Genomic DNA, 13,590 nt, shown 5'->3' with positions numbered 1-13,590 from the left:
ATACCGGACCCTTCTAAACCGCCCCCGGCCCGGCGAGGCTGCGGACCGCGGTGTAGAGGGCGACGAGCACGAGCAACCCGGCGAAGGTGAGCGTGAGCCGTCGGGGGTCCACCCTCGACGCGACGCGACCACCGACCAGGCTCGCGGCCACGGCGGCCGCCGTGAACGTGGCGACGAGCGGCCAGTCCAGCCCGCTCGCCGGGTGCGTGACCCGGGCGGCCAGGGCCGTCGCACTGTTGACGGCGATGACGAGCAACGAGGTGCCGACGGCCGTCGGCATCGGGAACCCGAGGGCGAGCACGAGTGCCGGCACGAGCGCGAATCCCCCACCCACGCCGAAGAACCCGGTGAGCAGGCCCACGGCCGTGGCGGTCACGACGACCTTGGCCACGCGCGGGCAGGCACACCGGAGCGGGCGGAGCGTCAGCATCGGCTCGAGGGTCACGTCGAGCGACGACGCAGCGCCGCGGGAGCTCAGCGCACGCCGGATCATGAGGCTCGCGACGAGGAGCATGAGCGCCGCGAACGCGAGCAGCAGCACGGCGGGTGGGACGCTGCGCGAGAGGGCGGTGCCGGCATACGACCCCGCGGTGCCGAGCGCCCCGAAGAGCAGCCCCTGGGCGAATCGGACCCGCCCCGCGCGCGCGTGCGGGACCAGGGCGATGAGGGCGGTAGTGCCGACGATGACGAGCGAGCTCGTCGTCGCGTGGCGCGGGTCCTGGCCGAGCACGTAGACGAGGCCGGGGACGGTGAGGATCGAGCCACCGCCGCCGAGGGCCCCGAGGGCGAGGCCGACGAGCACTCCGAGGGGCACGGCCAGCAGGGGCACGGGTGGGGTCTCCTGGGGAGGTCGGGTCGGTCGGGGTGGACCGTCGGGTCAGCGCCCGAGCAGGCGGCCGAGGAAACCCCCGCCGCCGGTCTCGGCCTTGACGTGGCCGGCGCAGCGCTGCGCGGTGGGCACCGAGCGCATGACCTGGTCGACGTGCTGGCCGCAGCCGGCCCAGGTCGTCTTGCCGCAGGTCTTGCAGGTGGCGGGTCGGCACATGGTGGATCTCCTTCAGGGTCAAGGCCGCCGGTGATCGGCGACCCGGTTGGGTGTCGGGTGTCGGGGGTGGGCTGGTGGGTGGTGCGGTGGGTCAGGCAGCGCCGGCGAGCGACAGCCCGGACGCCGCGGCCCGTTCGGCGAAGCTGTCGTCGACCGCCACGACGTGGCGCCCATGGGCGGCGAGCACCGAGGCGGCGATGGACGCACGGTAGCCGCCGGCGCAGTGCACCCAGACCTCCCCCGCCGGCACCTCCGTCAGCCGCTGCAGGAGCTCGTGCAACGGCAGGTTGACGGCGTCGATGACGTGCCCGTCGTCGAACTCCGTCGCGCGACGCACGTCGAGCACGACGACCGGGCGGTGGTGGCGCACCTGCGCGAGGTCGGCGAAGGTCGCGCGCGGGAACGAGCCCAGCCGACCGTCGGTCCAGCCCTCCGGGCGACCGGTGGCCGCACCCTCGAGGTGGTCGATGCCGATGCGGACGAGCTCGCGCTGCGCCTCCGCGACCTGCTCGGCGCTGTCGCCGAGCAGCGTGAGCGGCGTGCCCCACGGGATGAGCCAGCCGAGGTAGGTCGCGAACTGGCCGTCGACCCCGAGGTTGAACGTGCCCGTGACGTGCCCGGCGGCGTATGCCGTCCGGTTGCGCAGGTCGACCACCCACTCACCGCGGTCGATCCGGTCGGCGAGCACGGCCTTGTCGGCCTGCTCGGGCGGGGTGAGGTCCGGCGCCTGCGGCCCGGTGCTGTTGGCCGGGCCCATGTGGGCGTAGTAGGCGGGGTAGGCGTCGAGCCCGGCCAGCGTGTCGGACACCCAGCGCTCCTCGTCCTGCGTCAGGGCCGAATTGGCGCGCTTCTCGCGGCCGATGGTCGAGGCGGTCGTGTCGCCCGTCGAGCCCGCGGAGCAGAAGCTGCCGAAGCCGTGCGTGGGCAGCACGTGCGCGTCGTCCGGAAGGACGTGGGCGAGGCGGTGCGCCGACGCGTACTGGTGGTGCACGAGGTCGTGGGTGTGCGCGGCGCCGAGCAGGTCGGGGCGGCCGGTCGCGCCGAAGAGGAGGGAACCTCCGGTGAAGACGCCCACGGTCTCGAACTGTTCCGTCGCCGGGTCGGACGACTCGAGGGCGTAGGACAGGTGCGTGAAGGTGTGGCCGGGCGTGGCGATGACGCGCACACGCAGGCTCGGCGACACGTCGACGACGTCGCCGTCGGACACCGGCACCCGCTCGAAGGAGACGCTGTCGGCGGCGTTGACGTGGTAGGCCGCACCGGTCGCCACGGCGAGCGCGTGGCCGCCGGTCACGTAGTCGTTGTGCAGATGCGTCTCGAAGACGTGGGTGATCCGCACGCCGGCGTCCGCCGCGAGGCCGAGCACGCGGTCGATGTCGCGCTGCGGGTCGATGACGACCGCGACCTGCCCGTCGTGGGCGAGGTAGCTGCGGTCGCCGAGGGTGGGCGTGTCGATCGCGACGACGGTCGCCAACCCGATGACGGTCGCGGATCCGGCAGCGGGGGTGGTCATGCGTCCTCCTGGCACTTCGTCGTCATGACCTGAACTATACCCCCTGGGGTATAAGTTCACGAACACGACCGGCGCGCGGACGTCGTCGGGCTGCGACGGCATACCCCATTGGGTATGCTCGAGGTCCATAGGACCCTGCATCGAAGGAGCGTCGTCATGGCGACACGGAACTGCTCGGGGGCTGCCTGATGGGCTACGTGCTGACGGCCACGATCCCCCGGGACTTCGCCACGACCCTGGCGGCGACCCGAGAGGCCCTCTCCGAGGTCGGCTTCGGGGTGCTGACGGAGATCGACCTGGCGGCGACCCTCGAGGCGAAGCTCGGCGCCGACATCGCTCCCCAGGTCATCCTCGGCGCCTGCCGGCCTCCCCTGGCGCTCGCGGCCCTGCAGGCCGAGCCCTCCATCGGGGTGCTGCTGCCGTGCAACGTCGTCGTGCGCAGCCTCGACGCCGCCCACACCCTCGTCGAGGCGATGGACCCGGCCGCCATGGTGACGATGACCCGCAACGAGGGGCTCGTCGACGTCGCGACCGACGCCCGCGAGCGGCTCGGACGCGCGCTCGAGCTCGTCGCCGGCTGACCGACGACGCCCCGCTCGTCGCCCCGCTCGTCGCTCTGCTCAGGCCTGCGCGGGGGTGACGTCGAGCGACTCGAGCAGTCGCAGGACGCGCTGCCTGATCTCGTCGCGGATGGGTCGCACGGCGTCCACGCCCCGACCGGCCGGGTCGGCGAGCTCCCAGTCCTCGTAGCGCTTGCCCGGGAAGATCGGGCACGTGTCGCCGCACCCCATGGTGATGACGACGTCGGACTCCTTGACGGCATCGGTGGTCAGCACCTTGGGAGTCTCGGCCGTGATGTCGATGCCCTCCTCGGCCATCGCGGCCACCGCGGAGGGGTTGACCCGCTCTGCGGGCGCGGACCCTGCGGAACGCACCTCGACGGCGTCGCCGGCGAGGTGGGCGAGGTAGGCCGCCGCCATCTGCGACCGGCCGGCGTTGTGCACGCAGACGAAGAGGACGGACGGCCGGTCGGCGGGTCGGGTCTCGGTGCTCACGGGTGAATCGGTCCTTCCGGGTGGGTGAAGCGACGACGGAGGGCGAGACTGACGTAGACGAGGGCGACGAGGGCGGGCACCTCGATGAGCGGGCCGACGACCCCCGCGAGCGCCTGGCCCGAGGTGGCGCCGAAGGTGGCGATGGCGACCGCGATCGCGAGCTCGAAGTTGTTGCCGGCGGCGGTGAAGGCGAGGGTCGTCGTGCGCTCGTAGCCGAGCCCGATGCCGGCGCCGAACGCGAAGCCGCCACCCCACATGATGGCAAAGTAGGCGAGCAGCGGCACCGCGATGCGGGCCACGTCGAGCGGGCGGGAGGTGATCGCGTCGCCCTGGAGGGCGAAGAGCACGACGATCGTGAAGAGCAGGCCGTAGAGCGCCCACGGCCCGACCTTCGGGATGAACGTCTTCTCGTACCAGTCGCGCCCGCGCCGACGCTCTCCGAGGCGGCGCGAGAGGAAGCCCGCCACGAGCGGGATGCCGAGGAAGACGAGCACCGACCGCGCGATGTCCCACGTCGAGGCGTCGATGCCGGTCTGCTCGAGACCCAGCCAGCCCGGCAGGACGGAGAGGTAGAACCAGCCGAGACCGGCGAACGCCACGACCTGGAAGAGCGAGTTGAGCGCGACGAGCACGGCCGCCGCCTCGCGGTCGCCGCACGCGAGGTCGTTCCAGATGATGACCATGGCGATGCAGCGCGCGAGGCCCACGACGATGAGGCCGGTGCGGTAGGCCGGCAGGTCGGGCAGGAAGATCCAGGCCAGCGCGAACATCAGCGCCGGACCGACGACCCAGTTGAGCAGGAGCGAGCCGACGAGCAGACGACGGTCCCCGGTCACCGAGTCGAGCCGGTCGTAGCGCACCTTGGCGAGCACCGGGTACATCATGACGAGCAGGCCGAGCGCGATGGGCAGCGAGACCCCGTCGACCTCGACGCGCGACAGCGCGTCGCCGAGGCCGGGCACCAGGCGTCCGAGGAGCAGGCCCGCCACCATGGCCAGACCGATCCACACGGGCAGGAACCGGTCGAGCGTCGAGAGCCCCCCGGCGACGGGGTCGGGAGCGGTCGGGCGCTGCGCGGTGGTTCGGGTCACGCGGCAACGGTGACGGCTGCATCGACGTGTGTCAACATGGACCCTCATCGATACAGGCCGACGGACGGTGGACCCATGGGCATCACGACGCTGACGACCACGCTGTCGAGGACCCCGCAGGACGTCCCGAGCGTCTCGGCGTGCGGATCGGCACCGGTGCCCGTGCTCGAGCGGGCCGAGGCCGACCGGCGCGCGGCGCTGCTCAAGGCGCTCGCCGACCCCGTCCGGCTCCAGCTGCTCAGCATCATCGGCGCCTCGCCCCGCCAGGAGGCGTGCGTGTGCGACATGACCGACGGCGTGCAGGTCTCGCAACCGACCGTCAGCCACCACCTCAGGACGCTCGTCGAGGCCGGGATCCTCACCCGCGAGCGGCGCGGCACCTGGGCCTGGTTCCGGCTCCGGGCCGACGCGCTCGACGACGTCCGGCGCTTCCTCCCCTGAGCTCCGAGGTCCGTGCTCCGAGGTCCGTGCTCCGAGGTCCGCGCCCTGTGCTCCGCGCTCCGGGCTCTGAGACCGCTCTCAGATCCTCACGTCATCCTGCGGGTTGCGGCGTCCTGCCGCGCGACCGACCCGAAGGACGACCGTGAGCCGCCTGCTCGGCCTCAGCGACAGCCTGTTCCTGCGCTTCAACGACCTCGCTCGAACGACGACGGCGCTCCACGCGCCGGCCGTGGCGTACGCCACGTACGGCGTCGTGGTCTTCGCGGCGCTGGTGGTGCTCGGTGTCTGGCGTCGGCGACGTGCGAGCGACCGGCAACTGGCCGCGGCGCTCTGGGCGGGCCTCGGGACGGCGCTCGCGATCGCGGTCAACCAGCCTGTCGCTGCCCTCGTCGCCGAGCCCCGGCCGTATGCCGCCCACCCCGCGGCCCTGACGCTGGTGGACCGGACGACGGACTGGTCCTTCCCGTCCGACCACTCCGTGATGGCCGGTGCCGTCGCCGTCGGCCTGCTCGTCGTGTCGAGGCGCCTGGGCGCCCTCGCGGCTGCGGCCGCGGTGCTGATGGCCGTGACCCGCGTCTACGTCGGCGCGCACTACCCGCACGACGTCGTTGCGGGCCTCGCCCTCGGCGGGGTGGTCGCCGGTGTCGGCTGGTTGCTCGTGCGGCTGCCGCTCACTCGCCTGGCCGGGGCGCTGCGACGGCTCCCCGTCGTCCACCGCGTGCTCGCGCCGGCCGCGTAGACGCCTGGGGCGGCACCGAGGATCGGTGCCGCCCCAGGACGGTCAAGCCTGACGACCGGCGTCAGCTGCAGCCGCTGGTGCTGCCGCAGCCCTCGCAGACGTAGCAGGAGCCGGCGGGACGCATCTTCGTGCCGCAGGTCATGCAGATCGGCGCGTCGGCGGTGATCCCGCCGAACTTCTCGAGCAGCTCGGCCGAGCTGTGCACGTCGGAGCCCGCCTCACGGGCCGACGCGGCGCCGGCACCGGACTTGACCTCGGAGGCCTTGAGCTCCTTGGCCTCGTCGGACTTGGCCTCGGCGCGCTTGGCGACCGGGGCCGACTGCTGGAGGGTCTCCAGCTCGTCCTCGAGCTCCTCGTCGGACTCGTCGCTCGCGGTGGCCTCGTACGACCCGGTCTCGACCTGACGGGCCCGCTCCACCGCGGTGTGGATCCCCATGAACGAGCGGGTGTCGAAGTCGAGGTAGTCGAGCGCCAGGCGGCGGAAGACGTAGTCCATGATCGACTGCGCCATGCGCACGTCGGGGTCGTCGGTCAGGCCGGCCGGCTCGAACCGCAGGTTGGTGAACTTCTCGACGAAGGTCTCGAGCGGCACGCCGTACTGCAGGCCGATCGACACGGCGATCGAGAAGGCGTCCATCACGCCGGCGAGGGTCGAGCCCTGCTTGCCGAACTTGAGGAAGATCTCACCGAGCTGCTGGTCGTCGTAGGTGCCGGCCGTGAGGTAGCCCTCGGCCCCACCGACGGCGAACGACGTCGTCTGCGAGGTGCGGCGCTTGGGCAGGCGGCGACGGACCGGACGGTACTCGATGACCTTCTCGACCTTGACCTCGGCGGCAGCGGCGTCCGCGGCGGCCTTGTTGTTCTTGGCCGTCGAGCCACCGTCGGAGAGCGGCTGGCCGACCTTGCAGTTGTCGCGGTAGATCGCGAGCGCCTTGATGCCGAGCTTCCAGCCCTGCATGTAGACGTCCTGGATCTCCTCGACCGTGGCCGTCTCGGGCAGGTTGACCGTCTTGGAGATGGCGCCCGAGAGGAACGGCTGCGTCGCGGCCATCATGCGCACGTGGCCCATGGCCGAGATCGAGCGGGCACCCATGGCGGTGTCGAAGACCTCGTAGTGCTCCGGCTTGAGGCCGGGGGCGTCGATGACGTGGCCCTTGTCGGCGATGTACTCGACGATGGCCTCGATCGACTCCTGCTGGTAGCCGAGCTTCTTCAGGGCGCGCGGGATCGTCAGGTTGACGATCTGCATCGAGCCGCCGCCGACGAGCTTCTTGAACTTCACGAGCGAGAAGTCCGGCTCGATGCCGGTCGTGTCGCAGTCCATCATGAAGCCGATCGTGCCGGTGGGCGCGAGCACCGACGCCTGGGCGTTGCGGTAGCCGTGCTTCTCACCGAGCTTGACGACGTCGGCCCACGCCTTCGTCGCGAGCTGGTGGACGTCGGAGTCCATCGCGTCGAGCGTCTTGATGGTGTCGTTGGCGGCCTGGTGCTTGCGCATGACCCGCTTGTGGGCGTCCGCGTTGCGGGCGTAGCCGGCATACGCACCGACGACCGACGCCATCTCGGCGGAGCGCTTGTACGCGGCACCCGTCAGGAGCGAGGTGATCGAGGCGGCGAGGCTGCGGCCACCCTCGGAGTCGTAGCCGTGGCCCGTCGCCATGAGGAGCGCGCCGAGGTTGGCGTAGCCGATGCCGAGCTGGCGGTAGTTGCGGGTCGTCTCGCCGATCGGCTCGGTCGGGAAGTCGGCGAAGCAGATCGAGATGTCCATCGCCGTGATGACGAGCTCGACGACCTTCTGGAAGGTGACCGCGTCGAACGTGTCGTCGTCGCGGAGGAACTTCAGCAGGTTGAGCGAGGCGAGGTTGCACGAGCTGTTGTCGAGCGACATGTACTCCGAGCACGGGTTCGAGGCGGTGATGCGGCCCGTCTCGGGGTTCGTGTGCCAGGCGTTGATGGTGTCGTCGTACTGGATGCCCGGGTCGGCGCACTCCCAGGCGGCCTTGGCGATCTTCGTGAAGAGCTCACGCGCGTCGACGGTGTCGATGACCGAGCCGTCCGAGCGCGAGCGCAGCCCGAACTCGGTGCCGTCCTCGACGGCCTTCATGAACTCGTCGTTGACGCGGACCGAGTTGTTGGCGTTCTGGTACTGGACCGAGACGATGTCCTTGCCGCCGAGGTCCATGTCGAAGCCGGCGTCACGCAGCGCGCGGATCTTGTCCTCCTCGCGCGCCTTCGTCTCGACGAACTCCTCGATGTCGGGGTGGTCGACGTCGAGCACGACCATCTTCGCCGCACGACGCGTGGCGCCGCCCGACTTGATGGTGCCGGCGGAGGCGTCGGCGCCGCGCATGAAGGAGACGGGACCGGAGGCCGTGCCACCCGAGGAGAGCAGCTCCTTGGAGGAGCGGAGGCGGGAGAGGTTGAGGCCGGCGCCGGAGCCGCCCTGGAAGATCTTGCCCTCCTCCTTGTACCAGTTGAGGATCGAGTCCATCGAGTCGTCGACGGCGAGGATGAAGCACGCGGAGACCTGCTGCGGGCTCTTCGTGCCGACGTTGAACCACACCGGCGAGTTGAACGAGAAGACCTGGTGCAGCAGGGCGTGCGACAGCTCGTGCTCGAAGATCTCGGCGTCCTCGGCCGAGGCGAAGTAGCCGTTGCTCTTGCCGGCCGCGACGTACGTGAGCACGACCCGGTCGATGAGCTGCTTGAGCGAGACCTCGCGGGCCGGCGTGCCGACGGCGCCTCGGAAGTACTTCGTCGTGACGATGGTGCTGGCGTTGACCGACCAGAAGTCGGGGAACTCGACGCCGCGCTGCTCGAAGATCGTCTCGCCGGTCTTCCAGTTCTGCTGGACGACGTCGCGCTTCTCCCACGTCACCTCGTCGTACGGGTGCACACCGGGCGTGGTGTAGATGCGCTCGATCCGGACGCCCTTCGCGCCCGCCTTCGCGCGTGAGCTGCGGTTACCGATCTCCGTCATGTGTCGCGGCCTCCCTGACCGAATCTGCTGCTGGACTGAGTGTTGCGTGTGGCACCGACAGCGGACGTGGCCGGGGCGGTGCGGGGTCGTGCTGGTCGTGCTCAGCGGTGCTCGTGGTGCTCGGTGGTGCTGGGTCGTGCTGGTCTGGTCGTGCGGGTCCTGCTGGACGGTGCCGGTCGACTCACGCGTCCCGGTGCGCCACGCTCACCGCGGTGCGTCGTGGCGGAGAGGCTCCTCGCCCACCGCGTCGCGCTCGGCCCGCAGGAGCGCGATGGCTCCCTCGAAGTCCTCGAGCGACTCCCAGCCCTGGTAGACGCTGGCGAACCGGAGGTAGGCGACCTCGTCGAGCTCCCGGAGCGGCTCGAGGACGGCCATGCCGACCTCGTGCGCGTCGATCTCCGCGCTGCCCTGGGACCGGATCGTCTCCTCCACCTTCTGGGCGAGGAGCGCGAGGTCGTCCTCGGTCACGGGCCGGCCCTGGCAGGCCTTGCGCACCCCGGAGAGCACCTTGGCCCGGGTGAACGGCTCGCTCACCCCCGACCGCTTGATGACGTTGAGGCTCGAGGTCTCGAGCGTCGTGAAGCGGCGGTTGCACTCCGGGCACTGCCGACGGCGCCGGATCGAGGTGCCGTCGTCGGTGGTCCGCGAGTCGATGACCCGGGAGTCGGTGTGGCGGCAGAACGGGCAGTGCACGCGTGGTCACCTTCCTTCCCGGGGCATGGCTCTTCGAGCACAGGTCGGAGCGCCCCGCACCGCGCTCCCCGGGACCGCCTGGGGACGGAGGTGGGGACGGGTTGGGGATGACCTGTGGGTAACCCCCGTTCAGCTGGGGACTACATGTGGATGTCTTACATCTGTGTAACTACTAGATGTAGGGGTAACTGTAGGCGCGAGCGGACCCCGCCGCAAGCAGCGATTTCACCGTCGGCGCGTCGCGTCGCTGACCTGCGCAAACGCCTCCGCGACCCATTCGCCCGACATGTCCGTGAACATCGAGACCCATCATGTGGGGGTCCACCGTCGGTCCCGCCCCACCATCCGGGGAACGCCGCCACCGACGGCCCCGGCGACGCGACCCACGACGCGACGCACGACGCGACCGGGACCGCGATGCGTCCCGGCGTCGTCCATGGCACAGTTCTTTCGTGACAAACCGGACATCGACGACGACTGCTCTGGACACCGCCGAGCGCCGCGACCACGCCCTGGCGGGCTACGACGTGCTCGACCACGCGCCGGCTCGCGAGCTGCAGGCCCTCGTCGACATCGCGGCGCAGGTGTGCACCGTGCCGCGCGCCGCCATCAACCTCATCACCTCGACCGAGCAGCAGCAGATCGCCACGACCGGCTTCGCGGCATCGATCTGTGCCCGCGAGGACTCGATGTGCGCCGCCGTGCTCGAGCACACCGACCGGGTCGTGGTGCCGGACGCTCGCCTCGACGACCGCTTCCGCGAGAACCCTTTCGTCACCGGCATCCTCGGCACGGTGCGCTTCTACGCCTCCGCCCCCCTGAGGACGCCGGACGGCGTCATCATCGGCCGGCTCTGCGTCTTCGACCACGCGCCGAGGGAGCTCGACGCCTCGCAGGAGGCGGCCCTCGGCGCCCTGGCCGAGCGGGTCGTCGACGTGCTCGAGCTGCGGCTGCGCACGCGCGAGCTCGAGGGCTCCCTCTCGGCCCTGACCCGTGCCCGTGACGAGCTGCACCGCTCCAACGAGGCCCTGTCCGTCTTCGCCGGGCAGGTGAGCCACGACCTGCGCAGCCCGCTCACCGCGATCATGGCGAGCACCGAGATGCTCGGCCAGCAGCCCTCGGTCCTTGAGGACGCCACGGCGCAGCGGCTCGTCGCGACGGCCTTCCGGTCGGCCACGCGCATGGCCGGGCTGATGGAGCAGATCCTCTCCCACGCCCAGGTCGGCGCCCAGCTGCTCACGACCGAGACCGACCTCGACGCCGTGCTCGGCGCGGTGCTCGAGGACCTCGCCCCGCGCCTCACGGCCCGGTCCGCCACGGTTTCGGTCGGGCCCCTCCCCGTCGTGGTCGTCGACGACCAGCAGATCTACTCGGTGCTGCTCAACCTCGTCTCCAACGCCGTCAAGTACTCGCGGCCGGACGTGCCGCCGGTCGTCGCCGTGTCGGCCAGCCGACGTCGCGGAGCCTGGCGGATCTCGGTGCGCGACAACGGGATCGGCATCCCCGTCGGCGAGCGCGAGATGGTCTTCGGCCTCTTCAACCGCATCGAGACCTCGGTCGACGGGAGTGGCATCGGCCTCGCCACGGTCAAGCGCATCATCGAGGCCCACGGCGGTCGCATCGGGATCGACTCGGTCGACGGACCGGGCACCGAGGTCTGGTTCGACCTGCCCGCCTGCTGAGCAGGCCGGCCGTCGCCTCACGTCGTCACGGCAGCAGGCGCGGCCAGGCCAGCGGGTCCGTGCCGAGGCTCGGCCCGGTCGTCGTGCACGCCCGCTCGTCGTCGCCCTGCAGCACGCGGAGGTCGCGGCGCCCGACCGCGAGGGCGACGAGGTTGCGGGCGCTGTCGGTGCCGGACCGCAGGTAGTCGGAGTGGCCCACCGAGGTGCGACCGACGTCGACGTAGTCGGAGCGCGGCCGCAGCCAGTGGTTGCAGCCGGACGCGGGTGCCTTCAGGGCCAGCGTCGACAGGCGCACGGCCCCCGCGACGGCAGCGGGCGCCGTGCCGTGCACGACCCACCCGTAGGCGAACACGTCGTCGCCGATCGCCCCGAGGACGTTGAACGAGCCGGGGGCCAGGGAGGCCTTCGCGACGTCGGCGAACGGCATCCCCGGTGCGCCGAGGACAGCCACGTCATCGATGACGCTCGTGCGCAGCACGGCGAAGCCCGCGAGCGTGCCCCCGTAGGAGTGCGCCCACACGCTCGTGTGCGCCGGACGGTCGCGGGCCGCGTCGACACCGGTCACGAAGTCGGCCAGTGCCGCCGCGTTGTCGCGAGCGAGCTTGGAGCTCAGGACGTTCCGGTCGATCGAGGTGACGATCTCGCGCAGCTGGGGCGCGTCGTAGCCCATCCACGTCACGATGGCGACGTCGCCGCCCCGGGCGAGCTGCAACGCCTCCGAACGCATCCGCACGAAGGTCTCGTCGTAGCGGCGCAGGTCGCCGCCGACGGTCGTCGAGAGGCCCCCGACGTAGGTCGCCACGTGGTCGGCGCGGTCGACGTCGCCGATCGCCACCACCGCCCGCAGATCGGGTGCGCCGGTGTCGACGAGAAGCAACTGCCGCTGCACCCCGTCGCGCCGGGCGAGGACCTCGCGGATCGCCCGGAGCCCGTCGACGCGTTCCTGCGCCCGCGTCCGCTCCCCCGCGTCCCACGGGGCGCCGTCGTGGCCCAGCTCCTGCACGCGCCCGTATGCCGTCCGCTCGGCGCGCACGAGCAGCGTGAGGTTGGCCTCGTGGCGGGCCCCGGCCGGGACCCCGTCGCGCGCGCCGACCCACTCCGGCCGCTCGCGCAGCACCCAGCGCTGCTCCTCGGCGGTGAGCGAGCGCCACCAGGCGGCCGTCGAGAAGACGAGGTCGGGCACGCCACCCGCGACGCCCGAGGGAGGTGGTGACGGGCGCACGGTCGCCGCGCCTGCCGGGGCGCCAGGCGACGCGCCCGCCGTCGGGTCGGAGCCGCGCGCGGACTCGAGCAGCGCGCGGGCGAGCTCCTCGTCGAGCTCCCGGGCCGCGCGCTGCGCCTCGTGGAGGCACGCGTGCACCTCGGCGAGCAGGAGGGCGTCGAGGCGGGTCCGGTGGGCCTCCACGAGCGGCTCGCCGAGCGACGCCCGCACGGGCAGGAGCACGACACCGTCGGGGTCGACCCAGGCGCCCTCCGCGGCCGCGCGGCGATCCGCGCGGCGCACGAGGTCGGCCGCCGCCTCGAGTCGGCGTGCGGCCCGGCCCAGGGCGTGGCCGGTTGCGGCGAGGCTCCGGCCGAGCCGGGAGAGCTGGTCGACGACGAAGGCGTGCCGCGCGAGAGCGGCGCGGGCAGCAGGGCCCGACCACCGCGTGACGGCCGAGCGCCGCCACAGCAGGACCTCGGTGCACCTCAGCACGGTGGCTCGCCGCTCCTCCAGCCGTCGGGCCACCGCCAGCAGCACCGCCGGCCGGGCCTCGCGGATCTCGCGGATGCCCGGTCCGCCGGCAAGGGTCGCGGCGGTCATGCGCGCCGGCGGGACCCCGACCGGCCCGAGGGGCCCGACGGGCCCGACGGGCCCGACAGGGCGGACCGCGCCAGCTGCTCCACGCCGTCGTAGCCGTCGGCGGCGGTACTCACCGCGGCCCCGAGCTCGCGCAGCTCCCACGTGATGCCGGCCAGCCGCGCCTGCCACGCCAGCGCGAGCCCCTGCGCGCCTGCCGTGGTGCGCCCGGCAGGCACCGCGGCGGTGACGGCGGCCAGGTCGTCGGCGATGCCGAGCCGCCGCACCCGCGCCAGCACCTCACCGATCGTCAGCGCGCCCTCGCGCAGCGCCGCGGTGTCCACCTCGTAGTGCATCGGTCGTGGCTCCCTTCCCCGGTGGCGACGGTAGGACCTCGCGGCGCCGGACCGGGCCCGTCATCCACAGGGCGCCGGAGGGAGCAGAACGCCGCACCCCACGCAGGGGTGCGGCGTCCGGCCGGGGCCGGCGGGGTCGAAGCGCCGGTCCCGACAGCCGCTGGAGGTGGAGCCAACGCGGCCGTTGGGGGTCTGCGCACGGTGTGCGCAGAGGT

Annotated in this window: 13 protein-coding genes; 4 read left to right on the top strand and 9 right to left on the bottom strand. The window is 72.2% G+C overall.

The window, feature by feature from the left end; genetic code table 11:
• Nucleotides 1–13: 13 nt before the first annotated feature.
• The 3 genes from ABT295_RS20225 to ABT295_RS20215 form a co-directional block, all read right to left on the bottom strand.
• Nucleotides 14–829, bottom strand: a complete 816-nt coding sequence (locus ABT295_RS20225; RefSeq protein WP_352396200.1) for a sulfite exporter TauE/SafE family protein — start codon at nt 827–829, stop codon at nt 14–16.
• Between the two features lie 48 nt (nt 830–877).
• A complete protein-coding gene (locus ABT295_RS20220; RefSeq protein ID WP_352396199.1) occupies nt 878–1,045 on the bottom strand; it encodes a DUF8730 family Cys-rich protein in 168 nt (55 codons plus the stop codon).
• 91 nt (nt 1,046–1,136) lie between these two features.
• A complete protein-coding gene (locus tag ABT295_RS20215) occupies nt 1,137–2,558 on the bottom strand; it encodes a rhodanese-like domain-containing protein (protein ID WP_352396198.1) in 1,422 nt (473 codons plus the stop codon).
• A gap of 188 nt (nt 2,559–2,746) precedes the next feature.
• Here ABT295_RS20215 and ABT295_RS20210 point away from each other — a divergent pair, with 188 nt between their 5' ends.
• On the top strand, nt 2,747–3,139 hold the full coding sequence (locus tag ABT295_RS20210; protein WP_352396197.1) for a DUF302 domain-containing protein: 393 nt from the start codon (nt 2,747–2,749) through the stop codon (nt 3,137–3,139).
• A 39-nt stretch (nt 3,140–3,178) separates the two neighbouring features.
• Here the strand turns inward: ABT295_RS20210 and ABT295_RS20205 are convergent, their stop codons facing one another.
• Nucleotides 3,179–3,613: an arsenate reductase ArsC gene (locus ABT295_RS20205; protein ID WP_352396196.1), complete on the bottom strand. Its 435-nt coding sequence runs from the start codon at nt 3,611–3,613 to the stop codon at nt 3,179–3,181.
• Entirely contained in the window at nt 3,610–4,752 is a 1,143-nt protein-coding gene (arsB, locus tag ABT295_RS20200; protein WP_502991235.1) for an ACR3 family arsenite efflux transporter, read from the bottom strand. The genes ABT295_RS20205 and arsB overlap by 4 nt, the downstream gene beginning before the upstream one ends.
• 27 nt (nt 4,753–4,779) lie before the next feature.
• Between arsB and ABT295_RS20195 the strand changes: the two genes are divergently transcribed.
• Both ABT295_RS20195 and ABT295_RS20190 read left to right on the top strand, forming a co-directional pair.
• Nucleotides 4,780–5,145: an ArsR/SmtB family transcription factor gene (locus ABT295_RS20195; protein ID WP_352396194.1), complete on the top strand. Its 366-nt coding sequence runs from the start codon at nt 4,780–4,782 to the stop codon at nt 5,143–5,145.
• A gap of 142 nt (nt 5,146–5,287) precedes the next feature.
• Entirely contained in the window at nt 5,288–5,884 is a 597-nt protein-coding gene (locus ABT295_RS20190; RefSeq protein WP_352396193.1) for a phosphatase PAP2 family protein, read from the top strand.
• A gap of 61 nt (nt 5,885–5,945) precedes the next feature.
• Here the strand turns inward: ABT295_RS20190 and ABT295_RS20185 are convergent, their stop codons facing one another.
• Nucleotides 5,946–8,864 (bottom strand): vitamin B12-dependent ribonucleotide reductase, encoded by a 2,919-nt coding sequence (locus ABT295_RS20185; RefSeq protein WP_352396192.1) that lies wholly within the window; start codon nt 8,862–8,864, stop codon nt 5,946–5,948.
• 204 nt (nt 8,865–9,068) lie between these two features.
• Nucleotides 9,069–9,557 (bottom strand): transcriptional regulator NrdR, encoded by a 489-nt coding sequence (gene nrdR / locus ABT295_RS20180; RefSeq protein ID WP_352396191.1) that lies wholly within the window; start codon nt 9,555–9,557, stop codon nt 9,069–9,071.
• A gap of 452 nt (nt 9,558–10,009) precedes the next feature.
• Between nrdR and ABT295_RS20175 the strand changes: the two genes are divergently transcribed.
• Nucleotides 10,010–11,239 (top strand): sensor histidine kinase, encoded by a 1,230-nt coding sequence (locus tag ABT295_RS20175; protein WP_352396190.1) that lies wholly within the window; start codon nt 10,010–10,012, stop codon nt 11,237–11,239.
• Between the two features lie 25 nt (nt 11,240–11,264).
• Here the strand turns inward: ABT295_RS20175 and ABT295_RS20170 are convergent, their stop codons facing one another.
• Together ABT295_RS20170 and ABT295_RS20165 are read right to left on the bottom strand one after the other, a co-directional pair.
• Entirely contained in the window at nt 11,265–13,043 is a 1,779-nt protein-coding gene (locus tag ABT295_RS20170; RefSeq protein ID WP_352396189.1) for an alpha/beta hydrolase, read from the bottom strand.
• Nucleotides 13,040–13,375, bottom strand: coding sequence for a hypothetical protein (locus ABT295_RS20165; RefSeq protein WP_352396188.1), 336 nt, complete (start codon nt 13,373–13,375; stop codon nt 13,040–13,042). Before ABT295_RS20165 ends, ABT295_RS20170 begins: the two co-directional genes overlap by 4 nt.
• Nucleotides 13,376–13,590 lie beyond the last annotated feature (215 nt).

Origin of the sequence: Terrabacter sp. NPDC000476, assembly GCF_040300125.1 — a bacterium.
Classification (GTDB): Bacteria; Actinomycetota; Actinomycetes; order Actinomycetales; family Dermatophilaceae; genus Terrabacter.
Note: the sequence above shows the minus strand (reverse complement) of the source record. Positions and strands in the feature narration are given on the sequence as shown.

Bases quoted from the DNA above. Each gene is read 5' to 3' on its own strand.
- ABT295_RS20220 (WP_352396199.1), bottom strand. From the start codon at position 1,045: ATGTGCCGACCCGCCACCTGCAAGACCTGCGGCAAGACGACCTGGGCC.
- ABT295_RS20215 (WP_352396198.1), bottom strand. From the start codon at position 2,558: ATGACCACCCCCGCTGCCGGATCCGCGACCGTCATCGGGTTGGCGACC.
- ABT295_RS20210 (WP_352396197.1), top strand. From the start codon at position 2,747: ATGGGCTACGTGCTGACGGCCACGATCCCCCGGGACTTCGCCACGACC.
- arsB (WP_502991235.1), bottom strand. From the start codon at position 4,752: ATGAGGGTCCATGTTGACACACGTCGATGCAGCCGTCACCGTTGCCGC.
- ABT295_RS20195 (WP_352396194.1), top strand. From the start codon at position 4,780: ATGGGCATCACGACGCTGACGACCACGCTGTCGAGGACCCCGCAGGAC.
- ABT295_RS20185 (WP_352396192.1), bottom strand. From the start codon at position 8,864: ATGACGGAGATCGGTAACCGCAGCTCACGCGCGAAGGCGGGCGCGAAG.
- ABT295_RS20170 (WP_352396189.1), bottom strand. From the start codon at position 13,043: ATGACCGCCGCGACCCTTGCCGGCGGACCGGGCATCCGCGAGATCCGC.
- ABT295_RS20165 (WP_352396188.1), bottom strand. From the start codon at position 13,375: ATGCACTACGAGGTGGACACCGCGGCGCTGCGCGAGGGCGCGCTGACG.